Annotated in this window: 22 protein-coding genes and 1 pseudogene; 8 read left to right on the forward strand and 15 right to left on the reverse strand. The window is 73.5% G+C overall.

Annotation, left to right across the window (positions count from 1 at the left end):
* Positions 1-54: 54 nt before the first annotated feature.
* From KRR39_RS11470 to KRR39_RS11485, 4 genes are read right to left on the reverse strand one after another with little or no spacing between them, the layout of a single operon-like run.
* On the reverse strand, positions 55-639 hold the full coding sequence (locus tag KRR39_RS11470; protein ID WP_216942127.1) for a Trp biosynthesis-associated membrane protein: 585 nt from the start codon (positions 637-639) through the stop codon (positions 55-57).
* Positions 632-982 (reverse strand): phosphoribosyl-AMP cyclohydrolase, encoded by a 351-nt coding sequence (gene hisI, locus KRR39_RS11475; RefSeq protein WP_216942128.1) that lies wholly within the window; start codon positions 980-982, stop codon positions 632-634. The genes KRR39_RS11470 and hisI overlap by 8 nt, the downstream gene beginning before the upstream one ends.
* Positions 983-1,015: 33 nt before the next feature.
* Positions 1,016-2,839 carry an ABC transporter ATP-binding protein gene (locus tag KRR39_RS11480; RefSeq protein ID WP_367303725.1) on the reverse strand — a complete coding sequence of 608 codons (1,824 nt, stop codon included), beginning with the start codon at positions 2,837-2,839 and terminating at the stop codon, positions 1,016-1,018.
* The gene (locus KRR39_RS11485) at positions 2,836-4,626 is read right to left on the reverse strand and encodes an ABC transporter ATP-binding protein (protein ID WP_254185675.1); all 1,791 of its coding nucleotides are present in this window, start codon (positions 4,624-4,626) and stop codon (positions 2,836-2,838) included. Before KRR39_RS11485 ends, KRR39_RS11480 begins: the two co-directional genes overlap by 4 nt.
* A 24-nt stretch (positions 4,627-4,650) precedes the next feature.
* Here KRR39_RS11485 and KRR39_RS24745 point away from each other — a divergent pair, with 24 nt between their 5' ends.
* The 4 genes and pseudogenes from KRR39_RS24745 (at position 4,651) to hisF (ending at position 6,825) form a co-directional block, all read left to right on the forward strand.
* Positions 4,651-4,953, forward strand: a complete 303-nt coding sequence (locus KRR39_RS24745; protein WP_254185823.1) for a maleylpyruvate isomerase mycothiol-dependent enzyme family protein — start codon at positions 4,651-4,653, stop codon at positions 4,951-4,953.
* The gene (locus KRR39_RS11490; RefSeq protein ID WP_254185676.1) at positions 4,845-5,291 is read left to right on the forward strand and encodes a maleylpyruvate isomerase family mycothiol-dependent enzyme; all 447 of its coding nucleotides are present in this window, start codon (positions 4,845-4,847) and stop codon (positions 5,289-5,291) included. Before KRR39_RS24745 ends, KRR39_RS11490 begins: the two co-directional genes overlap by 109 nt.
* 28 nt (positions 5,292-5,319) lie before the next feature.
* Positions 5,320-6,066, forward strand: a complete 747-nt coding sequence (gene priA / locus KRR39_RS11495; RefSeq protein WP_216942130.1) for a bifunctional 1-(5-phosphoribosyl)-5-((5-phosphoribosylamino)methylideneamino)imidazole-4-carboxamide isomerase/phosphoribosylanthranilate isomerase PriA — start codon at positions 5,320-5,322, stop codon at positions 6,064-6,066.
* Positions 6,063-6,825 (forward strand): annotated as a pseudogene (gene hisF / locus KRR39_RS11500) (imidazole glycerol phosphate synthase subunit HisF). The gene priA and the pseudogene hisF overlap by 4 nt, the downstream one beginning before the upstream one ends.
* Here the strand turns inward: hisF and KRR39_RS11505 are convergent.
* The 6 genes from KRR39_RS11505 to hisD all read right to left on the reverse strand — a co-directional run bounded on the left by KRR39_RS11505 (position 6,822) and on the right by hisD (position 13,236).
* Positions 6,822-9,104: a diguanylate cyclase domain-containing protein gene (locus tag KRR39_RS11505; protein ID WP_216942131.1), complete on the reverse strand. Its 2,283-nt coding sequence runs from the start codon at positions 9,102-9,104 to the stop codon at positions 6,822-6,824. The pseudogene hisF and the gene KRR39_RS11505 sit on opposite strands and share 4 nt — an antisense overlap.
* Before the next feature lie 115 nt (positions 9,105-9,219).
* A complete protein-coding gene (locus KRR39_RS11510) occupies positions 9,220-9,570 on the reverse strand; it encodes a hypothetical protein (RefSeq protein WP_216942132.1) in 351 nt (116 codons plus the stop codon).
* 29 nt (positions 9,571-9,599) lie between these two features.
* Positions 9,600-10,235 carry an imidazole glycerol phosphate synthase subunit HisH gene (gene hisH, locus KRR39_RS11515; RefSeq protein ID WP_216942133.1) on the reverse strand — a complete coding sequence of 212 codons (636 nt, stop codon included), beginning with the start codon at positions 10,233-10,235 and terminating at the stop codon, positions 9,600-9,602.
* Positions 10,236-10,242: 7 nt separating this feature from the next.
* Positions 10,243-10,842: an imidazoleglycerol-phosphate dehydratase HisB gene (gene hisB / locus KRR39_RS11520; RefSeq protein WP_216942134.1), complete on the reverse strand. Its 600-nt coding sequence runs from the start codon at positions 10,840-10,842 to the stop codon at positions 10,243-10,245.
* Complete coding sequence (locus KRR39_RS11525) at positions 10,839-11,930, reverse strand: histidinol-phosphate transaminase (RefSeq protein ID WP_216942135.1); 1,092 nt, start codon at positions 11,928-11,930, stop codon at positions 10,839-10,841. The genes hisB and KRR39_RS11525 overlap by 4 nt, the downstream gene beginning before the upstream one ends.
* 7 nt (positions 11,931-11,937) lie before the next feature.
* Positions 11,938-13,236 carry a histidinol dehydrogenase gene (hisD, locus tag KRR39_RS11530; RefSeq protein WP_216942136.1) on the reverse strand — a complete coding sequence of 433 codons (1,299 nt, stop codon included), beginning with the start codon at positions 13,234-13,236 and terminating at the stop codon, positions 11,938-11,940.
* A gap of 85 nt (positions 13,237-13,321) precedes the next feature.
* Between hisD and KRR39_RS11535 the strand changes: the two genes are divergently transcribed.
* The gene (locus KRR39_RS11535) at positions 13,322-13,996 is read left to right on the forward strand and encodes an LON peptidase substrate-binding domain-containing protein (RefSeq protein WP_216942137.1); all 675 of its coding nucleotides are present in this window, start codon (positions 13,322-13,324) and stop codon (positions 13,994-13,996) included.
* Positions 13,997-14,060: 64 nt separating this feature from the next.
* Positions 14,061-14,561 carry a Cys-tRNA(Pro) deacylase gene (ybaK, locus tag KRR39_RS11540; RefSeq protein ID WP_216942138.1) on the forward strand — a complete coding sequence of 167 codons (501 nt, stop codon included), beginning with the start codon at positions 14,061-14,063 and terminating at the stop codon, positions 14,559-14,561.
* A 51-nt stretch (positions 14,562-14,612) separates the two neighbouring features.
* On the opposite strand, the gene KRR39_RS11545 is transcribed toward ybaK, so the two are convergent.
* On the reverse strand, positions 14,613-15,665 hold the full coding sequence (locus KRR39_RS11545) for an aldo/keto reductase (RefSeq protein WP_216942139.1): 1,053 nt from the start codon (positions 15,663-15,665) through the stop codon (positions 14,613-14,615).
* A gap of 111 nt (positions 15,666-15,776) precedes the next feature.
* On the opposite strand from KRR39_RS11545, the gene KRR39_RS11550 reads away from it, so the two are divergent.
* Positions 15,777-16,682, forward strand: a complete 906-nt coding sequence (locus tag KRR39_RS11550; protein ID WP_216942140.1) for an HAD family hydrolase — start codon at positions 15,777-15,779, stop codon at positions 16,680-16,682.
* A gap of 16 nt (positions 16,683-16,698) precedes the next feature.
* On the opposite strand, the gene gad is transcribed toward KRR39_RS11550, so the two are convergent.
* Complete coding sequence (gene gad, locus KRR39_RS24750) at positions 16,699-19,308, reverse strand: glutamate decarboxylase (RefSeq protein ID WP_254185677.1); 2,610 nt, start codon at positions 19,306-19,308, stop codon at positions 16,699-16,701.
* Between the two features lie 246 nt (positions 19,309-19,554).
* On the opposite strand from gad, the gene KRR39_RS11565 reads away from it, so the two are divergent.
* A complete protein-coding gene (locus KRR39_RS11565) occupies positions 19,555-20,397 on the forward strand; it encodes a hypothetical protein (RefSeq protein ID WP_216942142.1) in 843 nt (280 codons plus the stop codon).
* A 28-nt stretch (positions 20,398-20,425) separates the two neighbouring features.
* Here KRR39_RS11565 and KRR39_RS11570 read toward each other — a convergent pair whose 3' ends face one another.
* The 3 genes from KRR39_RS11570 to KRR39_RS25625 form a co-directional block, all read right to left on the reverse strand.
* Positions 20,426-21,088: a ribonuclease FAU-1 family protein gene (locus KRR39_RS11570; protein ID WP_216942143.1), complete on the reverse strand. Its 663-nt coding sequence runs from the start codon at positions 21,086-21,088 to the stop codon at positions 20,426-20,428.
* 96 nt (positions 21,089-21,184) lie between these two features.
* Complete coding sequence (locus KRR39_RS11575; RefSeq protein WP_216942144.1) at positions 21,185-21,364, reverse strand: hypothetical protein; 180 nt, start codon at positions 21,362-21,364, stop codon at positions 21,185-21,187.
* Positions 21,365-21,592: 228 nt separating this feature from the next.
* Positions 21,593-23,137 (reverse strand): HNH endonuclease, encoded by a 1,545-nt coding sequence (locus KRR39_RS25625; RefSeq protein ID WP_216942145.1) that lies wholly within the window; start codon positions 23,135-23,137, stop codon positions 21,593-21,595.
* Between the last annotated feature and the right edge of the window lie 342 nt (positions 23,138-23,479).

The following is a 23,479-nucleotide window of genomic DNA, read 5'->3' on the forward strand; positions in this document are numbered from 1 at the left end:
GCGGGGAGCTCCTTGCAGATCGGGAAGCGGACACGCACATCCTAGGACCTGGGCTCAGGCGGTCGGGTCGCGCCCGTCGTCCAACGCGCGCCACATGTCCTGCTCGCCGACCGGAGCGGTCGCGCGGGCGTCGGCCTGGGCAGCCGGCGCGTCGTACCTGCTGCCCATCGCCGGCCACCGAGGCGCCCACAGCAGGGCGAGCACGAAGGCCACGGTGCTGAGCAGCCCTCCGACGGCGGCCGCGTAGTACCAGCCGGTGACCGCGGTGCTGAAGGCGTCGGCGCCGGACGCCCCCTTCGCCATCACGGCGGTCAGCGAGTCGGCCTGCGCGCGGCCGTGCGAGGCGAGGGTGGCGGCGAGCGCGCCGGCCGAGGCGAGCACGCCGAGCACGGAGACCACGCGCCGGGTCCGCAGGCGGACCACCAGGACCACGCCCCAGGCGGCCAGGGCCACCAGCGCGAGCGCGACGACCAGCGGCGCGGACTCCGAGCCCTTCGCGACGGCGGTCACCGGGGTGCCGGCCGCGCTGCCGGTGGTGCGGGCCCAGTCGTGCGCGCCCGCGACGGCCGCCAGCGCGGCTCCGCCGAGCCCGAGCAGGACGACCGGCCCGAACGAGCGGCTGCGCGGCCGCTCAGCCATCGGACAGCGGGAGCGTGGAGGCGTCGAAGCAGGTGCGGTCGCCGGTGTGGCAGGCCGGGCCCTCCTGGTCGACCTTGACCAGCAGCGTGTCGCCGTCGCAGTCGAGGCGGACCTCCTTGACGTGCTGGCGGTGGCCGGACGTCTCGCCCTTGACCCACAGCTCCTGGCGCGACCGGCTCCAGAACGTCGTACGCCCGGTGGTGAGGGTGCGGTGCAGCGCCTCGTCGTCCATCCAGCCGACCATCAGCACCTCGCCGGTGTCGTGCTGCTGCACGACCGCCGCCACGAGTCCCTGCGCGTCCCGCTTGAGACGGTCCGCGATGTCCGGAGCGAGCGATGTCATGGGTCCAGTATCCCGGCCGACGGAAGCCGGGAGTCAGTGGGAGGACTGCTGGGCGGCCCAGGAGGCGTGCAGGCGGCCGTAGACGCCCCCCTCGGCGACCAGGTCGGCGTGCGGGCCGCGTTGCACGACCCGGCCCTTGTCGACCACCACCACCTCGTCGGCGTTCTCGGCGGTGGTCATCCGGTGCGCGATCGTCACCGAGGTGCGGCCCTTGGTGAGCCGCTCCAGGGCCCGGGCGATCCGCATCTCCAGGGCGGGGTCGACCGCGCTGGTCGCCTCGTCGAGGACCAGCAGCTCGGGGTCGGCGAGGTGCGCCCGGAGCAGGGCGACGAGCTGCCGCTCCCCCGCCGACAGCGACTCGCCGCGCTGGCCGACGCGGGTGTCCAGGCCGCGCGGCAGGGTCTCCAGCCAGTCGGTCAGCCCGAGCTGCTCGACGCCGGTGAGGATCTCCTCGTCGCTGGCGTCGAGCTTGCCGTAGAGCGCGTTGGCCCGCAGCGTCGAGTCGAACAGGAAGCCCTCCTGCGGCACCAGCACGACCCGCTCGCGCAGCGACGAGAACGGCACGTCGCGCAGGTCCGACCCGTGCAGGCGTACGACGCCGGAGCTCGGGTCCATCAGCCGGGTCAGCAGCTTGGCCAGCGTGGTCTTGCCCGAGCCGGTCTCGCCGACCACCGCGAGCCGGGTGTTGGGGGCGATCTCCAGGTCGATCCCGTGCAGCACCGGGGCGCCGCCGGGGTAGGCGAACCCGACGTCCTCGAAGGAGATCGTCACCGGCTCGTCCGGCAGCCGGGTGCCCGCGTCACCGGGGTCGACGACGTCGGCCGGGGTGTCCAGGATGCCGATCACCCGGCGCCACCCGGCGATGGCGTTCTGGGCGTCGGTGAGCACCTGCGTGCCGATCTGCACGGGGCCGACGAACAGCGTGACCAGGAACGCGAAGGCCAGCACCTTGCCCGCGGTGATGTCGCCGTCGACGCCGAGCAGCACGCCGACGATCAGCACGCCGGCGTTCGCGAGGCCGGCCGACACCCCGCCGAGCGAGAAGGAGAACGCGGTCAGGCCCTGCGCCTTGGTGCTGGCGGCCTTGTAGCGGTCGATGGCGGTGTCGATGCGCTCCTGGGTGCGCCCCTCGATCGCGTAGGACCGGACGGTGGCCGCCCCCACGACCGGCTCCGAGACGGCGCTCAGCATCACGCCGACCTGCTGGCGGACGGTGCCGTAGGCCGCGGAGAGCCGGCGCTGGAAGTAGCGCAGGGACAAGAACAGCGGCAGGAAGCAGACCCAGACCACGATCGTCAGCTGCCAGCTGTAGTAGGCCATCACCAGGGTGGCGACCAGGATCTGGCCGAACGAGACGATCGAGATGATGCCGCCGAAGATCAGGAACTGCGAGACCTGGTCGACGTCGCTGGTGACCCGGGACACCAGGGCGCCGCGCCGCTCGGTGTTCTGGGTGAGCAGCGGCAGGTCGTGGACGTGCCGGAACGCCTTGATCCGCAGGGTGGCCAGGCCGCGCTCGGCGCTGGTGAACAGCCGGTAGGTCATCTGGTACGACGCCAGGCCGGTCACCACCACGGCGACCGCGGCGACCATCATCACCGTCGCGGTGAAGGCGACGTCGGGACCGCCGGGTGCGTTCACGCCCTTGTCGAGGGTCTGCTGCACGGCGACCGGCACGACGATCCGGCCGAGCGTCGAGAGCACCGCGAACGCGAGCGTCCCGCGGATGCCGTCCTTGAGCTCCGGCGACAGCTCGATGCCGCGGGCGATCGTGCGCATCGCCCGCATCGACTCGCCGGAGTCCATGCTGGTGCCGGTCGGGGGGCCCGTCTGGGGGCCCGTCGTGGTGCTGGTCACGGGACGCTCACCTCCCCGCTCTCGCTGTCGGCCTCCTGCTCGTAGGCGTTCACCAGGTCGGCGTAGCCGGGGTTGCGGGCCAGCAGGTCCGCGTGGGTGCCCTGGTCGTCGATCCGGCCGTCGGCGAGGTAGACCACCTCGTCGGCCAGGGCGATCGTGGCCTTGCGGTAGGCCACCACGACCACGCTGGAGTCCGCGGAACCGGTGCGCAGGGCCGCGAGGATCCGCGCCTCCACCTCGGGGTCGACCGCGGAGGTCGCGTCGTCCATCACCAGCAGCCGCGGGTGCCGGACCAGGGCGCGGGCCAGCGAGAGCCGCTGCCGCTGGCCGCCGGAGAGCGTGGTGCCCCGCTCCCCCAGCCGGGTGTCGAGGCCCTGGGGCAGCGCGGCGACGAAGCCGTCGGCCTGCGCGGTCCGCAGCGACGCCCACACCCCGTCGTCGGAGACGTCGGCGCCGAGCGTGACGTTGCCGCGCACGGTGTCGTCGAACAGGAACGCCTGCTGCGCCACCAGCGCGACGTGCTGGGCCAGCGCACCGGGCGCGAGCTCGCGCAGGTCCACGCCGTCGACCAGCACCTGCCCCTCGTCCGGGTCGACGAGCCGCACGAGCAGGGAGGTCATCGTGGACTTGCCGCTGGCGGTGGCGCCGACCACCGCGACGGTCCGTCCGGGCTCGACGCTGAAGGTGAGGCCCTGCAGGAGCGGCGGCCCGTCGACGTAGTGGTAGGCCAGGCCGCGCACGTCGAGCCGGGCACCCGCGGCGGTGCGGGCGATCTCGCGGGCGCCGTACGCCATCTCGCCGGTCGCGTCGAGCACCGCCTGCACGCGCCGGAAGCCGACGACGCTGCGCGGGAACTCCCCGACCAGCCAGCCGAGCGAGCGGATCGGGAACGACACGATGGTGAGCAGGTAGGCCACCGTGACGACGTTGCCGGGGTCCGTGGCGCCCATCTCGACCCGCAGCACGCCGACCGCCAGCACGGCGAGGACGCCGAGGCTCGGCAGCGCCTCGAGCACCGGGTCGAACACGGCGCGGATCCGGCCGGCCCGGACGTTCACGTCGCGCAGGGCGTGCGCCTTGGCCGCGAACCGGGCGGTCTCCTCGGTCTCGCGGCCCAGGCTCTTGACCACCAGCGCCCCGTCGAACGACTCGTGGGCGACCTCGCTGAGCTCGGCGCGCAGCGCCTGCGCCCGGGTCATCAGCGGCGACTGCCAGCGCTGGTAGACGATGTTCGTGACGATCACGATCGGGAACACCAGCAGGCCGACGACGGCGAGCACCAGGTCGGTGAAGAGCATCTGGGCGACCGCGATCACCATCATCGCGACCGTGCCGACCGCCATCGGCAGCGGCGCGATCGGCGCCCAGGCGGCCTCGACGTCGGAGTTCGCGTTGGAGAGCAGCTGGCCGGTGGGGTGCTGCTGGTGCCACGACATCGGCAGCCGGAGGTACTGGCGGGTGACGTCACGCCGGTAGTGCGCCTGCATGCGGTACTGCATGACGCCGGCACCGAGCCGGCGCGCGACGATGCCGACGGCCCGCAGGATCGCCACCGCCACGAACAGCGCCAGGATGGTCAGCAGCCCGCCGGGACGGATGTCCCCGTCGTCGAAGGCCGGCAGCACGACGTGGTCGGTCGACCAGCCGAGCACCCAGGCGTCCGCGACGGTCAGCGCGCCGAACAGCACGCTGCCCAGGGTGGAGAGGGTGAAGATCCAGGGCTCGCGCCGGATGGCGACGCCCAGGACGGCGAAACCGTCGCGCAGCGTCCCCTCCCTGTTCGTCACGGTCCCCAGCCTAGGGTGGGTGCCATGACGCGAAGCCCCCGGCCGGCACAGCTCGAGCGCACCGCCCTGTGCGACACCGCCCTGCAGGTCGGCGAGGACGGGCCGACGCTCTGCGACGGCTGGGACGTCAAGGACCTGGTCGTGCACCTGCTGGTCCGCGAGGGCAGCCCCGCGGCCGCCGGCATCGTGCTCCCCCGCTGGCGCGGGTCACCGACGCGGTGTCCCGGCGGGTCGGCCGGCGCGACTTCCCGGTGCTGGTGGAGAAGCTCCGCGGCGGGCCGCCGCGGCTGTCGCCGTACGCCGTCCCGCAGCTCGACTCGGTCCTGAACACCCTGGAGTTCTTCGTGCACCACGAGGACATCCGGCGGGCCCAGCCCGGCTGGTCCGCCCGCGACCTGGGCGACCCGAGGGAGAAGGTGCTGTGGTCGATGCTCGGCACCGCCGGCAAGGGGCTGCTGCGCGGCTCGCCCGTCGGGGTCACGGCCGAGAACGCCATCACCGGCTCCCGCAAGGCGCTCAAGACCGGGGCCCCGACCGTGACGGTCCGCGGGCTGCCGAGCGAGATCACCCTGTTCGTGTTCGGTCGCCGGGACCAGGCCCGCGTCGAGCTGCTCGGCGACGACGCCGACGTCGCAGGTCTCAACGGGACCTCCCTCGGGATCTGAGCCGGGGCCCGGCTCCTAGGCTGGTGCCATGAGCGACTACCTCGAGCTGCTGCCCGCCGTCGACATCGCGGACGGCCAGGCCGTCCAGCTGGTGCAGGGAGTGGCCGGCTCGGAGAAGCGCTTCGGCGACCCCGTCGAGGCGGCCCTGAACTGGCAGCGCCGGGGCGCCGAGTGGATCCACCTCGTCGACCTCGACGCGGCGTTCGGGCGTGGCCACAACCGCGACCTGCTCGCCCGGATCGTCGGCACCCTGGACATCAAGGTCGAGATGAGCGGCGGCATCCGCGACGACGCCTCCCTCGAGGCCGCGATGGCGACCGGCTGCCGCCGGGTGAACATCGGCACCGCGGCCCTCGAGCAGCCGGAGTGGTGCGCGGCGGCCATCGCGACGTACGGCGACCGGGTGGCCGTCGGGCTCGACGTGCGCGGCCGGACGCTGGCGGCCCGCGGCTGGACCGAGGAGGGCGGCGACCTGTACGACGTCCTGGCCCGTCTCGACGCCGAGGGCTGTGCGCGCTACGTGGTCACCGACGTCCACAAGGACGGCATGCTCCAGGGGCCGAACCTCGACCTGCTGCGCTCGGTGTGCGCCGCGACCGACCGGCCGGTCGTCGCCTCGGGCGGCATCACCGAGCTCACCGACCTGTCCGCGCTGATGACGCTGGTGCCCGAGGGCGTCGAGGGCGCGATCGTCGGCACCGCGCTCTACGAGGGCCGGTTCACCCTCGAGGACGGCCTGGCGCTGACCCGGCCCGCCCGGGACGGCGCCCGATGACGCTCGCGGTCCGGGTGATCCCCTGCCTCGACGTGGACGCCGGGCGGGTGGTCAAGGGCATCAACTTCCAGGACCTGCGCGACGCGGGTGACCCGGTGGAGCTGGCCAAGGTCTACGACGCCGAGGGCGCCGACGAGCTCACCTTCCTCGACATCTCGGCCTCCCACGAGGGGCGGGCCACCACGATGGAGATCGTCTCGCGCACGGCCGAGCAGGTGTTCATCCCGCTGACCGTGGGTGGCGGGGTCAGCGACGTCGCGCACGTGGACGCCCTGCTGCGGGCCGGAGCCGACAAGGTCGCGGTGAACACCGCCGCGATCCGCAGGCCCGAGCTGGTGGCCGAGATCGCCGACCGCTTCGGCAACCAGGTGCTGGTGCTGTCGGTCGACGCGCGGCGCGCACCGGGCACCGACTCCGGCTTCGAGGTCACCACGCACGGCGGCCGACGCAGCGCCGGGCTCGACGCGGTCGCGTGGGCCAGCCGGGCGGCCGAGCTCGGGGCCGGCGAGATCCTGCTCAACGCGATGGACGCCGACGGCACCCAGGACGGCTTCGACCTCGACCTGATCCGGCTGGTCCGCGCCGCGGTCACGGTCCCGGTGATCGCGTCCGGCGGCGCCGGACGGGTCGAGCACTTCGCGCCGGCCGTGGACGCCGGCGCGGACGCCGTGCTGGCCGCGACGGTGTTCCACTTCGGCACCCTGCGCATCGGCGACGTGGAAGCGCTCGCTCGCCGAGGCGGGGCAGCCGGTCCGCTAGCGCGGCTGCTTGAGGGCGTACATCCGCGCGTCCGCCGCGTGCACCAGTCGTCCGAACTCCCGGGCGTCCTCGGGGAACACGCTGATCCCGATGCTGGTGGACACGGTGACCTGCTGGCCGCGGACCTCCGCCGGCTGCCGGACCGCGTCCGCGAGCTGGTCGGCGATGTCCTCGGCGGTCGCCCGCGCGGTGGCGACGTCCAGCCCGGTGACGGCGACCAGGAACTCGTCGCCGCCGAGCCGGGCCAGCAGGTCGCTGCGCCGCAGGTGCGACCGCAGCCGCTGCGCGGTGACCTGCAGGAGCTCGTCGCCCCCGGCGTGCCCGAGCGAGTCGTTGACCGCCTTGAACCCGTCGAGGTCCAGGAACAGCAGCGCCAGCGCGCTGTCACCCACCTGCGCCTCCCACAGCTCGGCCTCGACGCGCTCCTCGAAGCGGCGGCGGTTCATCAGGCCGGTCAGCGGGTCGGTGTAGGCCAGCTGCTCGATCCGGGCGAGGTAGGCGTGGGCCCGGTCGGTCTCCTGACGCAGCGCCCGCTCGGCCTCGACGCGGTCGGTCACGTCGTTCTGCACGCCGATGTACTGCACGACGCGGCCGTCGGCGTCGGTCACCGGCGAGAGGTGCACCTCGTTCCACCACGGCCGGCGGTCGGGACCGCGGTAGTTCAGCAGCAGCTCGCGGCACTCGTCGCCCGCGACGATCGCGTCCCGGATCCGGGAGATGGCGGCCCGGTCGGTGTCCGGTCCCTGGAGGAACCGGCAGTTGCGGCCGAGCAGCTCGTCGGTCCGGAAGCCGGCCAGCCCCTCGAACGCGGCGTTCGCGAACACCAGCGGGTAGTCGGGCCGGGTCATGTCCGCGATCGTCACGCCGCTGTTGGTCGCGCCGAGCGCCCGCTCGAGCAGCGCGTCCCCGGTGGTCGCGGCGCGGCCCGGACGGCCCGGCAGGCCGGCCGCGGCGACCCGCGGGGAGAGCCCGTCGACCGGCCCCGCCTCCGCCGCGCCGGCCGGCCGGGCGGCCGGTCGGGCGCCGACCGGCCGCGGGGCGACCCGGGACAGCAGCGCTTGGCCGGCCCGCACGACGGTGTCGCCCTGGTAGGTCAGGGCGTACTCGAACATCCGGTCCAGGTCCGGCCCGGTGTCCCCGAGGTCGCGGGCCAGCAGGGCCGCGTTGAAGTGCGGGCTGACCACGACGACGTCCCACTCGCCGCGCACCGGGTCGTGCTCGGCGAGGTCGGCGCCGCGCAGGCCGGGGACCGGCTCCTGGGACAGGTCCTCGCCGAGGGTGCAGACGAACCCGGTCCGCTCGACCAGGTCGCGGTAGCGCGCGATGGTGGCCGGAGTGAAGTGGTGCGCGTGCTGGAAGGTGGAGGCGACCACGCAGGACTCGCCGATCCGGATCGCCTCGCGCTCGAGCTGCTTGCTGAGCTCGACGAGCAGCCGCTTCGGGGAGCGACGCAGCGGCGTCCCGGGCGGCAGGCAGCCGAACGGCGAGTCCGTCGCCGTCCCGTCCCGGTCCGCGCAGCCCGAGGGCAGCACCAGGGCCTGGATCGGCAGCCGCGGGTCGGGCTCGGCGGTGGGCCGGCCGAACAGCCAGCCCTGGCCGAGCGTCGCGCCCAGGGCGCGGGCCGTCCGCAGGTGCCGCTCGGTCTCGATGCCCTCGGCGAGCACCACGGCACCGGTGCGCTCGGCGTAGGAGTTGACCGCGTTCATGATCTCGGCGATCGCCGGTGTCGGCTGCCGCTGCACCAGGCTGAGGTCGAGCTTGACCACGTCGGGGCGCAGCAGGGGCATGAAGGCCAGCGACGCGGGTTCGGCGCCGACGTCGTCGAGCGCGACGCCCCAGCCGAGGCTGCGGACCCGCTCGACGGTGCGCAGCAGCTCCGCCGGGCGCGCGGCGAGCGCACGCTCGGTGATCTCCAGGACGATCCGCAGCTCGCCCGGCGCGGCGTCGGCGATCGCGACCAGGTCCTCGACGGGTGCGGCGTCCAGCACCTCGGGCTCGACGTTGACGAAGACGGTCAGCGGGGCGAGCAGGCCCTTCTCGACGGCACCGCGGAACGCCGCCGCCCGGCACGCCTCGTCGAGCTGGGCGAGCAGGCCGGCCTCCCGGGCCGCCGCGAACAGCGCGTCCGGCGAGGCGAGGTCACCCTCGGGGCCGCGGGCCAGGGCCTCGTATGCCACGACGGCGCCGGTCTGCAGGTCGACGATCGACTGGTAGACGCTGACGACGGCACCGTCGGCGATGACCTCGGCGATCGACGTGCCGGTGGAGAGCTGTGTCACAGGGGCCCCAGAGATGAGTGCGTGCCCGAGCGGCGGCTTCACCCGGCTGCACGATCCTACGTAAGAACGGACCGCCGCGTGTGCATTTTGTCCCTGTTCGTAAGCCCCGCCACGCTCAGCGGCGTCGCGGCACCAGCAGGGTGACCAGCACCGGGGCGGCCAGCAGGCTGACGACCAGGGCCGCGAGCCGGGCGGCCCAGTCGGGCCGCAGCACCCAGACCACGACGTTCAGCGCGACCACCAGCGCCAGCACCAGGGACCGCTGCACGCGCCGGCGCCGGGCCAGCGTGCCGGTCGGCCGGTGGGTCCGGGTGACCCGCGGGAGCCGGTCGGTGGTCGCCCTCCGCACGGCGGTCGCGCGCGCCGTACGCCGCTCCCGGCGTTCCTGCTCCGCGGCCCGGGCGGCGGTCCGCAGCGCCGTCTCGTGCTCGCGCGCGGCCCGCCGGCGGGCGCGCTCCTTGCTCATCGGGGGCTCATCGGGGGCTCACCGGGGGCTCATCCCTTCAACGAGTCGACCCAGTTGCGCAGCAGCGCCGCGCCCGCGTCCCCGGACTTCTCCGGGTGGAACTGGGTGGCCGTCAGCGGGCCGTTCTCCACCGCGGCCACGAACCGGTCGCCGCCGTGCGTCGCCCACGTCACCAGCGGTGCACGGGTCCGGTCGTTGGTGCGCAGCACCCACTCGCGCACGCCGTAGGAGTGCACGAAGTAGAACCGCTCCCCCGCCACCCCGTCGAAGAGCCGGGTGCCCTCGGGGACCTCGACGGTGTTCCACCCCATGTGGGGTACGACGGGCGCCTGCAGGCGTTCCACCACGCCGGGCCACTCGTCGAGCCCGGGGGTGTCCACGCCGTGCTCGACACCGTGCTCGAACAGCACCTGCATGCCCACGCAGATGCCCAGGACCGGCCGGCCGCCGGCGAGGCGGCGGCCGACGATCTCGTGCCCCTTGGCCGCGCGCAGCCCCTCGACGCAGGCCCGGAAGGCGCCGACGCCCGGCACCACGAGCCCGTCGCAGTCCATCGCGGCGGCCCGGTCGGAGGTCAGCGTGACGTCCGCGCCGGCCCGTTCGAGCGCACGCACGGCGGAGCGGGTGTTCCCCGACCCGTAGTCGAAGACGACGACGTCGGTCACAGGGCGCTCACAGGCTGCCCTTGGTGCTGGGGACCCCGGTCTCCCGCGGGTCGAAGGCGACCGCGTCGCGCAGGGCGCGGGCCACGGCCTTGAACTGCGCCTCGACGAGGTGGTGCGGGTCGCGGCTGGAGAGCACGCGGACGTGCAGGGCGATCTGGGCGTGGAAGGCCAGCGTCTCGAAGACGTGCCGGGTCAGCGAGCCGAGGTAGGAGTCGCCGATGGTGACGTAGGCCTGCGCGTCCGGCTCGCCGGTGTGCACGCAGTAGGGCCGCCCGGAGACGTCGACGGCGCACTGCACGAGCGCCTCGTCGAGCGGGACCAGGGAGTCGCCGAAGCGCCGGATCCCGGCCTTGTCGCCGAGCGCCACGCGCAGCGCGTCGCCCAGCGCGATCGCGGTGTCCTCGACGGTGTGGTGCGCGTCGATGTGCGTGTCGCCCTCGGTCTGCACGGTCAGGTCGACCAGCGAGTGCCGGGAGAACGACGACAGCATGTGGTCGTAGAACCCGACGCCCGTCGAGACGTCGTGGCGGCCGGTGCCGTCGAGGTCGAGCTCGACGAGCACCTTGGACTCCTTGGTCGCACGCTCGATGCGGGCCGTCCTGCTCATCCGAGACCTCTTCCTAGGGTGGCCGTCAGCGCTGTGTGGAACGCGGTCATCTCCGCGGGAGTGCCGACGGAGACCCGGAGCCAGCCGTCCGGGCCGGTCTCGCGGATCAGCACGCCCTGGTCCAGTAGACCCTGCCAGACCGCGTGGCGGTCCGCGAACCGGCCGAACAGCACGTAGTTGGCGTCGCTCTCCGCGACCGTGAGCCCCTGGCCGCGCAGCCAGCTCACCGTGCGGTCCCGCTCGGCGCGCAGGTCGTCGACCCGGGCGAGCAGCTCGTCGGCGTGCCGCAGCGCCACCCGCGCGACCGCCTGGGTGACCGCGGACAGGTGGTAGGGCAGCCGGACCACGCGCAGCGCGTCGGTGATCTCCGTCGAGGCGGCCAGGTAGCCGAGCCGGGCTCCGGCCAGCGCGAACGCCTTGCTCATCGTGCGGCTGACGACCAGGTTCGGGGTCTCCGCGAGCACCTCGAGCGCGCTCGGCGTGCCCGCCCTGCGGAACTCGCCGTAGGCCTCGTCGATCACCACGATCCCGTCGACCTCCGCGGCGGCGGCGCACACGGCGGTCACCGTCGCGGGCGGCAGGGCGGTGCCGGTGGGGTTGTTCGGCGAGGGCAGCAGCACCACGCTCGGCCGGTGCTTCGCGATCACCTCGACGGCGTGCGCGACGTCGAGGGAGAAGTCCTCCTCGCGGTGGCCGACGACCCAGTCGGTCATCGCGTCGCGGGCGTACTCCGGGTACATCGAGTACGTCGGCGCGAACGACACCGCCGTGCGGCCCGGGCCGCCGAAGGCCTGCAGGATCTGCAGCATCACCTCGTTGGAGCCGTTGGCGGCCCAGACCTGGGCGGGCGTGACGCCGTGCCCGAGGTAGGCCGCGAGGTCCTCCCGCAGCGCGGTGAACTCCCGGTCCGGGTAGCGGTTCAGCGTGCGGGTCGCGTCCGCGACCGCGGCCGCGACGTCGGCGACGACCGCCTCGCTCGGGCCGTAGGGGTTCTCGTTGACGTTGAGCTGGACGGGTACGTCGATCTGCGGGGCGCCGTACGGCTCGACACCGCGCAGCTCCTCGCGCAGAGGCGCTGTGAAGGTCACCGGCCGGTCAGCGCTCCTCGACCCGGACGCGGACGGCCGCGCCGTGACCGGGCAGGTCCTCGGCCTCGGCCAGCGTGACCACGTGGGAGGCGACGTCGCGCAGCGCCTGCTCGTCGTACTCGATGACGTGCAGGGCCTTGCGGAACGACCGCACCGACAGCCCGGAGCTGTGGCAGGCGCAGCCGCCGGTGGGCAGGACGTGGTTGGAGCCGGCGCAGTAGTCGCCGAGCGAGACGGGCGCGAAGGGGCCGACGAAGATCGCGCCGGCGTTGCGCACCCGGCGGGCCAGGGCGGCGGCGTCGCGGGTCTGGATCTCGAGGTGCTCGGCGGCGTAGGCGTCGACGACCTGCAGGCCCTGCTCGAGGTCGTCGACCAGCACGATCCCGGACTGCTCGCCCGACAGCGAGGTGCGGATCCGCTCGACGTGCCGGGTGGCCGAGACCTGCTTGTCGAGCTCGGCCTCGACCTCGTCGGCGAGCGTCGTCGACGGGGTGACCAGCACGGCCGCGGCCATCGGGTCGTGCTCGGCCTGGCTGAGCAGGTCGGCCGCGACGTACGCCGGGTCGGCGGTGTCGTCGGCGAGGATCGCGATCTCGGTCGGTCCGGCCTCCGAGTCGATGCCGACGGTGCCCTTGAGCAGCCGCTTGGCGGAGACGGTGTAGATGTTGCCGGGCCCGGTGACCAGGTCGACCTTGCGGCACGGGCCGGCGCCGTAGGCGAACATCGCGACGGCCTGGGCGCCGCCGACGGCGTACACCTCCTCGATGCCGAGCAGGGCGCACGCCGCCAGGATCGTCGGGTGCGGCAGTCCGCCGAACGCCTTCTGCGGGGAGGACGTCAGCGCGATCGACTCGACGCCGGCCACCTGCGCGGGGACCACGTTCATCACCACGCTGGACACCAGCGGCGCGATGCCGCCGGGGACGTAGAGCCCGACCCGCTGGATCGGCACCATCATCTGGCTGACCGTCCCGCCGGGGACGACCTGCGTGGTGACGTCCTGCTCGAGCTCGGCCTCGCAGGTGGCGCGCAGCCGCCTCACCGACTCCTCGAGGCCGGCCCGGATCGCCGGGTCGAGCTGCTCGAGGGCCGCGTGGATCGCCGCGACCGGCACCGCGATGTCGGTCTGCTCGACGCCGTCGAACCGCGCGGAGTACTCCGTGATGGCCTCCACTCCCCGATGACGCACGGCGTCGCAGATCGGGCGCACGACGTCGAGGGCGGCCTCGACGTCGAAGTCGGCGCGGGGCACGACGGTGCGGTAGTCGGGGGCGGTGGCTCCCCGGAGGTCGATGCGGCGGATCATGCCCGCCAGTCTAGGTGCGACTCGCCTGCGTCCCAGGCGGTGGTTCGTGGGGGGAGACCGCCGCCACATCGGTAGGTTGGGTCCCGTGCGCGAGCAGCTGCCGATCTTCCCCCTCAACACCGTGATGTTCCCCGGTGTCACGGTGCCCCTGCACGTCTTCGAGGACCGCTACCGCGCGCTGGTCCACCACCTGCTCGCCATCCCCGACAAGTCCCTGCGGCTGTTCGGGGTGGTCGCGATCCGGGAGGGCTACGAGGTCGGGGCGCACGGCGTGCACTCGGTGCACCGGGTGGGCTGCGTGGTCCAGATGGTCTCGGTCGAGCCCTACGAGGACGGCCGCTTCGACATCGAGGTGGTCGGCCGGCACCGGCTGCGGCTCGACGGCCTCGACACCTCCGGGGAGTTCCTGGTCGGCGACGTCGAGGTGCTGACCGAACGCACCCCCAAGGGCACCGACGCGACCCACGAGGCCGAGCGCACGTTCGCGACGTTCGAGGAGTACCGCCGCCGGCTCTCGCAGCTGCGCGGCGGGGACGTGCTCGACGGCGACCTGCCGCGCGACCCCGAGTTCCTCTCCTACAGCCTGTCCGCGACCTGCCTGCTCACCCTCACCGAGCGCCAGGAGCTGCTGGAGGCGGACACCCCGCTCGAGCGGCTGGTGATGTTGCGGCACGCGCTGCGCGAGGAGATGCGCGCGATGCGGGCGATCCCGTCACTCCCGGCCACCGAGGTCGCGCGCACCCGCTGGTCCCCCAACTAGGGCGCTCCGGTGATCGACGACTTCTTCGGGTCCCCGGCCGGGGACCCGGGCGCGGGCGGCTGAGGTGGCGTCCCGGCGCGGCGCGGGCGGCACCCCGGCGACGGTCGCCCTGACGAAGGCGGGCATCGCCTTCACCGAGCACGCGTACGCCCACGACCCGGCGGCCGCGTCGTACGGCCTGGAGGCGGCCGACGTCCTCGGGCTGGACCCGGCGCGGGTGCTCAAGACGCTGCTCGTCTCGGTCGACGGCCGGCTCGTCGTCGGCGTGGTGCCGGTGTCCGGACAGCTCGACCTCAAGGCGGTCGCCGCCGCGGTCGGGGGCAAGAAGGCGACGATGGCCGACCCGGCCGCGGCCGAGCGGGCGACCGGGTACGTCGTCGGCGGGATCTCCCCGGTCGGCCAGAAGCGGGCCCACCCCACGGTGCTCGACGAGTCCGCGCTGGCGTGCGACGTCGTCTACGTCTCCGGCGGGCGGCGGGGTCTGGACCTCGGCCTCTCCCCCGCCGACCTGGTCCGCGTCACGGGGGCGACGGTGGCCCCGATCGGCCGTCCGCCCGCCCGTTGACCCGGGCCTAGCGCCGGCTCGACCCGGGCCTGACGCCGGCTCGACCCGGGCCTAGCGCCGGCGGAGCCGCTTGTCCGCGACGGCCGGGGCGACGTACCCCTCGTCGGACGCGGCCAGCGTCCGGCCCGGCGGGACGATCTCGTCGATCCGGTCCAGCACGTCGCTGCTCAGCGTCACGTCGGCGGCGCCGACCTGCGACTCGAGGTGCTCCAGGGTGCGCGGGCCGATGATCGGCGAGGTGACGGCCGGGTGCTGCATCACGAACGCGAGTGCCAGGTGGACCAGCGACAGGCCGGACTCCTCCGCGAGCACCGCAAGGGCCTCCACGGCGTCGAGCTTGGCCTGGTTGACCGGGTCGCTCAGGTCGAAGCGGGCCGGCATCCGGGCGGCGCGCCGGGACTCCGGCGCGTCCCGGCCCTTGCGGTAGCGGCCGCTCAGCCAGCCGCCGGCGAGTGGGCTCCAGGGCAGCACGCCCATGCCGTAGCGCTGCGCGACCGGCAGCAGGTCCCTCTCGATCCCGCGCACCAGCAGGGAGTACGGCGGCTGCTCGGTGACGAAGCGCCCGAGGCCACGCCGCTCGGAGGTCCAGTGCGCCTCGACGACCTGGTGGGCGGGGTACGTCGAGCAGCCGAACGCCCGGATCTTGCCCTGCCGCTGCAGGTCCGTCAGCGCACCCAGGGTCTCCTCGAGGTCGGTCTCCGGGTCGGGCCGGTGCACCTGGTAGAGGTCGATCCAGTCGGTCTGCAGCCGGCGCAGGCTGTTCTCCACCTCCGCGAGGATCCAGCGGCGCGAGTTGCCCCGCTTGTTGGGGTCGCCCGGGGTGCCCATCGGCGCGCCGACGTCCACGCCCATCTGGCCGTGGAACTTGGTCGCCAGGATCACGTCGTCCCGACGGCCCTTGAGCGCCTTGCCGACGATCTCCTCGGACTCGCCCTGCGAGTACACGTCGGCGGTGTCCACGAAGTTGATGCCTGCGTCGAGCGCCCGGTGGATGATCCCGACCGACGTGTCGTGGTCGGGCTCCCCCCAGGCCCCGAACATCATCGCTCCGAGACAGAGCGGGCTGACCTGCATTCCGGTGCGTCCGAGGCTGCGGTACTCCATGCCGCCCAACGTACGACGGCCGCGGTCATCCACCGTGAGGGAGGCGCGCGGCAGCCGGGAGGGTGAGGGTCGTGGGGCACCTGGGGGCCGGTCGACGACGGGGTGTCGCAGATGCTGGCAAGCTGGCGGGAGGGCCCCACGAGGCGCGCGATCGTGGCCTTCGTCGAGCGGACGGTGGCCGAGCACGTGCCGGTCGCGGAGCGCGTCGCGGTGTTCGACAACGACGGCACGCTGTGGTGCGAGCAGCCCCTCCCCAGCCCGGCCGACTTCATCGCGCGCCGGTTGTCGGAGATGGCCGACGTCGACCCGGACCTGCGCGACCGCCAGCCCTGGAAGGCGGCCTACGAGAACGACCCCACCTGGCTGCGGACCGTCCTCGCCGAGCACTACGCGGGCGACGACCGGGCGCTGCCCACCCTCCTCGACGGGATCCTCGCCGCCTACGACGGGATCGACGTCGACGACTTCGAGGCGCGGTCGGGGGCGTTCCTGCGCACCGCCCGGCACCCCACCCTCGGGCGCAGGTACGTCGACTGCGCCTACGCACCGATGGTCGAGCTGCTCGGCTACCTCGAGGAGAACGGGTTCACCAGCTACATCGCCTCGGGCGGCGGGCGCGACTTCATGCGGTCGGTCAGCCAGGAGGTCTACGGCATCCCCCGCGACCGGGTGATCGGCAGCGCCAGCACGCTCACCTACACGAGTGGTCCCGGGGGCGGGACGATCACGCACAACGCCGAGGCCGACTACCTCGACGACGGTCCCCAGAAACCGGTCCGGATCGGGAGCCGGACCGGCCGTCGACCCCTGCTGGCGGCCGGCAACTCCAACGGCGACGTACCGATGCTGGAGTTCGCCCACCGCGACGACGGGGCGACCCTGCGCCTGCTCGTGGCGCACGACGACGCCGCGCGCGAGTTCGCCTACACCACCGGGGCGGAGCGGGCGCTGGCGCGGGCCGCCGAGCAAGGGTGGACGGTGGTCAGCATGAAGGACGACTGGACCCGGGTCTTCTGACCCCTCACCACGCCCCTCACCGGGCCTTCGCCGGCGCCGGCTCCTCCGGTCCGGTGGGGCCGGGGGCGGGCAGCACGTTGGTCAGGACGAAGGCGACCACCACCGCGACCACGACCTGCGGGGTCACCGAGATGCCGTCGGTGCCGAGCAGCAGGGTGGCCAGCAGCGTCGAGGTCAACGGCAGCCGCAGCATCGACGTACACATGGCTCCGATGCCCATCGCGATCGCCGGCGCGAGGCTCATGCCCGGCAGCCCGGACAGCGCGATGCCGAGCGCGGCGCCGATGAACATCGACGGGAAGACCGGGCCGCCGCGAAAGGCGCTCAGCGAGACAGCGTAGGCGAGCGTCTTGCACACCAGGAGCAGGAGCAGGACACCCACCGAGTAGTCGGCCGCGTGCTCGACGAGCACCGGCAGGGAGTCCTGCCCGGAGAACAGGACCTGGCTGAAGCTGTTGCCGGAGATCAGCTGGTAGGCCATCGCCGTCAGCCCGACGAGCAGCCCGAGGCCGGCGGTGACCAGCACCCGGTTCAGGTGCACGACCGGGCGCAGCGACAGCCCGATGCGGCGGATCACCCAGCCCAGCAGCGCGCCGATCGCGCCGACGGCCAGTGCGTAGGCCATGGTGGCCAGGGTCGGGTCGACCGCCGGCGGCACCGTGGTGAGCGACAGCGAGAAGCTCCCCAGGCCGGTCCAGCTGTCCAGGCCCACGAAGACCAGCGCCCCGATGCCGGAGGCGAGCAGGCCCGGGAGTGCCACCAGGCTCAACGTCGCGCCGCCGATGCCGGCGACCTCCATGATCAGGAAGGCGGCGAGCACCGGGGAACCGAACAGCGTGCTGATCGCCGCGAAGCTCCCCGCCGAGGCCATGATCGTCGCGGCCATCGGCGGGGCGTCCTTGCGCAACTGGTGCACCGTTAGCGCACCCAGGCCGGCGCCGATGGCGATCAGGGGCGCCTCGGGCCCGAGGACCGCGCCCAGGCTGAGCGTGGTCAGGGCCGCGAGGGCCACGCCCGGCAGGTCCCGGTCGACGGGTGCGCCGCCGCCGGCCTGGAACCCGAACGCCGGCGAGTGCCCGCAGTTCCCGGGCAGGTGGCGGATGGTCAGCCCGGTCAGCAGGCCCGAGAGCATCAACCACGGCACCGGCCACCAGGCCGGCGTCCCGCCGGCGAGGAGGTCGTGCGGAAGGTCGGTGAACACCAGCTCCTGGATCTTCGCGACGAGGGCCAGGAAGCCGTAGGCGATCGCGGAGATCGGGGCGCCGAGGATCGCGGCGAGCACCAGCGCCGAGAGGTACTGCTTGGACCGGATGGTCGTGACCGGGTCCAGCGGCGCCGACGCGCTCATCAGTGGTGGAAGCTGTTGGGCTGCTCCTCGTGCGGCATCGGGCCGGAGAGGTCGTCCAACCAGTCGATGGCCGTGCGCAGGTCGCGGAGGAAGAGCTCGGCCATGTCGTGGCTGAAGCCGTTGCGGACCACGACCCGGAGCACCGCGAGGTCCTCCCGCTTGGGGGGGCATGGTGTACGCCGGGACGAGCCAGCCGCGTTCGCGGAGCTTGCGCGAGACGTCGTACACATCGTACTTCGTGACCTGCCCGGACATCGAGAAGGTCACCACCGGCAGCTCGGTGCCGTCGGAGATGACGTGGAACTCCGGCATCGCGTGCAGCGTCCGGGCGATGTGCACCGCGACGTCCTGGCAGGTCTGCTGGACCAGCCGGAAGCCGTCCCGGCCGAGTCGGAGGAACTGGTAGTACTGCAGGACGACCTGCGCGCCCGGGCGCGAGAAGTTCAGCGCGAAGGTGGGCATGTCGCCGCCCAGGTAGTTGACGTGGAACACCAGGTCGGCCGGCAGGTGCTCCTTGTCCCGCCACAGCACCCAGCCCACCCCCGGGTAGACCAGCCCGAACTTGTGCCCGGACGACTGGATCGAGACGACCCGCGGGAGTCGGAAGTCCCAGACCAGGTCGGGCTGGATGAACGGGGCGACGAACCCTCCCGACGCGGCGTCCACGTGCAGCGGCACCGAGACGCCACTGGTCTGCTCGTAGTCGTCGAGCCGGGCGCAGATCTCGGCCACCGGTTCGTAGGTGCCGTCCATCGTGGAGCCGAGCACGGCCACCACCCCGATGGTGTTCTCGTCGACGTGCTCCAGCAGCCGGTCGGGCGTGAGGTGGAAGACGTCTCCTTCCAGCGGGATGTAGCGCGGCTCCACCTCCCAGTAGTTCGCGAACTTCTCCCAGACCACCTGGACGTTGCCGCCCATGACGATGTTCGGCCGGTCCGTCGGCAGCCCGGCGGCACGCCTGGCGGTCTGCCACCGGCGCTTGAGCGCGAGGCCGGCGAGCATGCAGCCCTCGGAGCTCCCGGTGGTCGACGTACCGATGCTGTCGACGGCGTCCGGGGCGTGCCAGAGGTCGGCGAGCATGGCCACGCAGCGGGCCTCGATCTCGGCGGTCTGCGGGTACTCGTCCTTGTCGACCATGTTCTTGTCGAAGGTCGCGGCGTACAGCCGGTCGGCCTCCTCGTCCATCCACGTCGTGACGAAGGTGGCGAGGTTGAAGCGGGCGTTGCCGTCGAGCATCGCCTCGTCCAGGACGATCTGGTACGCCGTCTGGGGCAGCATCTCCCCCCGCGGGGATCCGGCTCTTGGGCACCTCGAGCATGCCGGACCGGGTGAACCGTGGGACCTCGCTCCGGTCCTGCGCGTCGGAGCTGGTGCTCGTGTGGATGGCCATGCCGGTCCTCCGTCGGTCGCTCGGCGATCCCCCCAACCAACCGTGGAACCCGGTGCCGCGTCGTCATCTGCTCGGGATGATCCGGCGTCCGCGCCGACGCGCTCGAATGTCCCCGGTCAGGAGGTGGGCCCGCGATGGCGGAGTATCCCCGCGCCCCGGAGGGCTGGACGGTCGCGAGCCGCCGGTCGTCGGGGCCGTTCGCGACCGAGGTGGTGTTCGCGCACCCGGACGGCCGCACGCTGCGCTGGTCCTCGCGGCGGCACCGCAAGCACACCTCGCGGCTGTCGCGCACCCGGCCGGGCCGCGAGCGGCTGCTCTGGTCCCCGCACCGCGCGTCCTGGTGGATCGCGGTGCTGTTCATCGTCGGCTCCGCGTGCTTCCTGCTCGGTCCGCTGCCGTTCTTCCTCGAGGCCGTCGGGGCGCAGGCCGACGCCCGGGTGTTCTTCGTCGGGTCGGTGTTCTTCACCTCCGCGGCGACGCTGCAGTGGCTGGAGACGATCAACGCCGACCCCGGGCCCGCCGCGACCGCCCGCGGACCGCTCCGGCTGGTCGCCTGGGAGCCGCGCCGGATCGACTGGTGGAGCAGCGGCGTCCAGCTGGCCGGGACGGTGTTCTTCAACGCGACGACCTGGCGGGCGCTGAGCACGGCGGTCGACGCCCCGTCGTACGACCAGGTCGTGTGGCGGCCGGACGCCTACGGCTCGATCTGCTTCCTGGTGTCCGGGTACCTCGCACACGTCGAGGTGTCCGGCGGCTGGCTGCGCCGCGCGCCCCGGTCGCTGGAGGGTGCGTTGGTCGCGGTGAACCTGTTCGGGTGCGTCGCGTTCGCGGTCTCGGCCGTTGCGGCGTACGTCCTGCCGTCCACGGGCGACGTCCTCGCCGTCAACGTCGCCAACATCTCCACGTCGGTCGGCGCACTCGCGTTCCTGGTCGGCGCCGTGCTGCTGCTCCCCGAGGGGTCCTCCTCGCAGCCCTGATCCTCGGCCGCCGGGTCAGCCCTCCCGGCTACGCCCCGGTGCGTCCGGCCAGCTCGTCGAAGTCCCACGTCGCCTGCGCGGGCAGCGCGGGGCGCTGCCACGCGGGGTCGGGTCGCCAGTCCGTCCACGGCTCGTCGAACGGGAACCCGCACGCCTCGAAGACGGCCACCGCGGCCTCGGCGTGACCCCGGAAGGCCTCCGCCTCGTCCGCGGTGAAGGCTCCTTCCTCGACCGCCGCCTGCAGCTCGTCCTCGTCCTTCAGGGCGGCGGCACCCTCCCGGGGCAGCCACACGTCGAGCACCCGGTCGGAGGTGAACAGGTGCCGACCCTCGCGGTGGCTCACCGCTTCGAGGTTGACGTACCAGCCGTCGAACTCCCACGGCTCGTCCCAGAACAGCCAGACGCTCCAGGGCACCGCGGGCGGCGCGATCCGCAGGATGCCCGGCCCGTGCCACTGCCCTCGCGCCGTCGCCCGCGGTCCGACGAAGCGGTCGCCGGGCTCGGCCGCCCTCAGGGGCTTGCCGTTCCGCAGCACCGCCTTGAGCCGCTCCGTCCCGGGGGCGAGCCACGCCACGAGCCCGCGTTCGTCGTCTCGTACGACGGTCATCGGGTCGACGAACTCCGCGTCCCCCGGCCGCCACGTGGGACGGCGGTAGTGCCACAGGATGTGCTCGCCTCGCTGCCAGGACATCGACGGACCGTAACCCATCCTGTCCGCCGGGAGCCGCCCAGCGGGACGTCCTCAGGTCCGGAACGCCTCGTCGGGTCCGTGGGTTCTCAGGGTCCCTCAGAGCCGGATGCTGAACAGGACGTGCCCGCTCCTGATGCACTCGTGATGCTGGACGCTTCCGCCGTCCCGTGAACAGCTCGCGCGGTCCTCCTTGGCCGCCGCGACCGTGCCGTAGCCGGTGGCGATCAGGTTCAGGGCGAGTGCAACCAGGACGGCGATGGCCAGTCTCTTGCTCATGTGGATCTCCTTTTCCGAGATCCTTTGTACGCCCCAAACTCGCGACGTTCACACAGCACGCGGCTCGGACACCGTGCCGGCACCAGTGGTCTGGACAAGCTCGCTCAGGCGTCCCACCCGACCCTCCGGGCGATCCTCGGCCGGGAGCGGGCTGCCACGCGAGGAACCGGCTCGACAGCCGCACTCCTTCTGCCACGGTTGTGCACGGGACGCTCAGCGGGCGGCCCGTCAGCGGGCGAGGACGACGTGGAGGTCGTGGCGGAAGGAGAGCTCGGCGTGGCTGGGTTGTCGGGGTCGGGTGGTGCGGGGTGGTCGGGTGGGTCCGGGGGGCAGGGGTGGTCGGGTGCGGTGTCGGTGTCCGGTGGGGGTGGTGGTCTCCACTGCCGGACCGGTCCCGGTGCCGGTGTGGGGGTTGGTGGTGTGGGTGGTCCAGCCGGGGGCTTCCTTGGCGTAGTTGCAGGCCGCGCAGAGCCCCTGGGCGTTGCCGGCGGTGGTGGGGCCGCCGGTGCGGGCCGGGTGGGGGTGGTCGAGGTGTCGGATCGGGGCGTTGCACCAGGGGGTGCGGCAGTGCTGGTCGCGCAGCACCAGGAACCGGCGCAGGAGTCCGGTGAACCGGCGGCGCCGGGAGTCCATCGCGACCAGCTGCCCGGTCTCCGGGCTGGTGTAGAGGCGGCGTACCCAGACCTCCGCCTCGGTGCCGGTGCCGGTGGTGCGCAGCCAGTCCCGGACCCAGGGGGCGGGCAGCGGTCCGTAGCCCGCGAGCTGCACCGGCACGTCCACCGCCTCCACCGCCTCCACCGGATCGTGCGGGTCGTCCGCAGGGGTCCGGTGGGTGCCGAGCAGGGTGGTGTCGGTCATCACCAGGGCGATCTCGACCGGGACCGCGGTGGCGGTGGTCTGGCCGGTGACCCGTTCGACCAGGGTGTCGGCCATGATCTGCCCGCGGCTGCGGGCGTCCCCGCCCGAGCGCAGGGTGTCGGCGTGCCGGGTCAGCGCGGCGTAGAGCGCGACGCCCTGGACCGCGGGCAGCAGCCCGGACAGGCAGGCCATCGTGTCCGGCGCCGGGCGTAGGGTGACCCGGCGCTCGTGGTGCGCGCGGGCGGCCCGGTCGGTGAGCGCGTGCGGGTCGAGCCGGTAGCCGATCCGGCGGGCCTCCGCGGCCGCCTCGCGGTCTCCCAGCGCCCCGATCCCGCCGGGTCGGGCGGCCAGCTCGGCGTCCACCCGGACCCGGTCCGCACCGGACAGGCAGGCGGTCTCCCGGGCGATCAGGGTGGCCCGCCACTCCGAGGTCTGCCCCGCGGCCAGCGCGGCCAGGGTGTGCGGCAGCTCGCTCACCAGGGCCCGGGCCAGCCCCAGGTGCCGGGCGCCCTTGACCGGGCTGTCGCGGCGGGCCAGCCCGACCTGCGCCGCGACCCCCGCGCCGACCCGCCGCTCCGGCACCCCGGCGGCCCGCTGGGCGGCCCGCTGGGAGGCCTCGAACCCGACCGTGACCCGCGCCTGCGCCGCCGCCGCAGCCGCCTTCAACCGCTCCAGCACCACCAGCTGCTCGACCCGCTCCGCATCCGAGACAACACCCCCGGCGCCCATGCCACCGCCGCCATCGTGGGTGTCGTCGTCGGCGTCGTCGGTGCCGTCCAGCTGGTTGTCGGCACCCAGCGAGCCCAGCGCCTGCACCCAGCCGGACAGCACCCGGGAGTCGGGCACAGCAGCCTCCAGCAGCCCGGGAACCGGGCTTCCCTGCTCGGGCTTCAATGTCGAACGGTCTTCGATCATGTGTTCGATTCTAGACGGGCCCGCCGACAGGATCGATGGCCGAACGAGATCTGTGGACGACGCCCCACGACAGGGATCCAGCCACCCTCAGCAGAGCAGGAAGCCGGCACAGGGCTGGCGCGAGTCCCGGGTCGGTGTGACGTGAGGGCCGGGTCGGCGTGACACACGGGCCGGGTCGACCTTGCGTAGGGCCCGGGTCGGCATCGCCGGAGGCCCGGGTGAGCATGTCCAGGGCCCGGGTCGACATGGCCGGAGGGCCGGGTCGACGTCGCCCAAGGCCCGGGTCGGCAGGACAGGTGGCCGCGCTCGGCGCGCTCCTCCGGTGCCGTGCGGCGGGAGTGC

The sequence above is a fragment of the Nocardioides panacis genome, assembly GCF_019039255.1.
Taxonomy (GTDB): domain Bacteria; phylum Actinomycetota; class Actinomycetes; order Propionibacteriales; family Nocardioidaceae; genus Nocardioides_B; species Nocardioides_B panacis.

Excerpts from the sequence above, each read along its gene's own strand:
- KRR39_RS11470 (WP_216942127.1), bottom strand. The coding sequence starts at position 639 with ATGGCTGAGCGGCCGCGCAGCCGCTCGTTCGGGCCGGTCGTCCTGCTC.
- hisI (WP_216942128.1), bottom strand. The coding sequence starts at position 982 with ATGACATCGCTCGCTCCGGACATCGCGGACCGTCTCAAGCGGGACGCG.
- KRR39_RS24745 (WP_254185823.1), top strand. The coding sequence starts at position 4,651 with ATGACGCGAAGCCCCCGGCCGGCACAGCTCGAGCGCACCGCCCTGTGC.
- priA (WP_216942130.1), top strand. The coding sequence starts at position 5,320 with ATGAGCGACTACCTCGAGCTGCTGCCCGCCGTCGACATCGCGGACGGC.
- KRR39_RS11510 (WP_216942132.1), bottom strand. The coding sequence starts at position 9,570 with ATGAGCAAGGAGCGCGCCCGCCGGCGGGCCGCGCGCGAGCACGAGACG.
- hisB (WP_216942134.1), bottom strand. The coding sequence starts at position 10,842 with ATGAGCAGGACGGCCCGCATCGAGCGTGCGACCAAGGAGTCCAAGGTG.
- hisD (WP_216942136.1), bottom strand. The coding sequence starts at position 13,236 with ATGATCCGCCGCATCGACCTCCGGGGAGCCACCGCCCCCGACTACCGC.
- KRR39_RS11545 (WP_216942139.1), bottom strand. The coding sequence starts at position 15,665 with ATGGAGTACCGCAGCCTCGGACGCACCGGAATGCAGGTCAGCCCGCTC.
- KRR39_RS11550 (WP_216942140.1), top strand. The coding sequence starts at position 15,777 with ATGCTGGCAAGCTGGCGGGAGGGCCCCACGAGGCGCGCGATCGTGGCC.
- gad (WP_254185677.1), bottom strand. The coding sequence starts at position 19,308 with ATGCTGCCCCAGACGGCGTACCAGATCGTCCTGGACGAGGCGATGCTC.
- KRR39_RS11565 (WP_216942142.1), top strand. The coding sequence starts at position 19,555 with ATGGCGGAGTATCCCCGCGCCCCGGAGGGCTGGACGGTCGCGAGCCGC.
- KRR39_RS11570 (WP_216942143.1), bottom strand. The coding sequence starts at position 21,088 with ATGTCCTGGCAGCGAGGCGAGCACATCCTGTGGCACTACCGCCGTCCC.
- KRR39_RS11575 (WP_216942144.1), bottom strand. The coding sequence starts at position 21,364 with ATGAGCAAGAGACTGGCCATCGCCGTCCTGGTTGCACTCGCCCTGAAC.
- KRR39_RS25625 (WP_216942145.1), bottom strand. The coding sequence starts at position 23,137 with ATGATCGAAGACCGTTCGACATTGAAGCCCGAGCAGGGAAGCCCGGTT.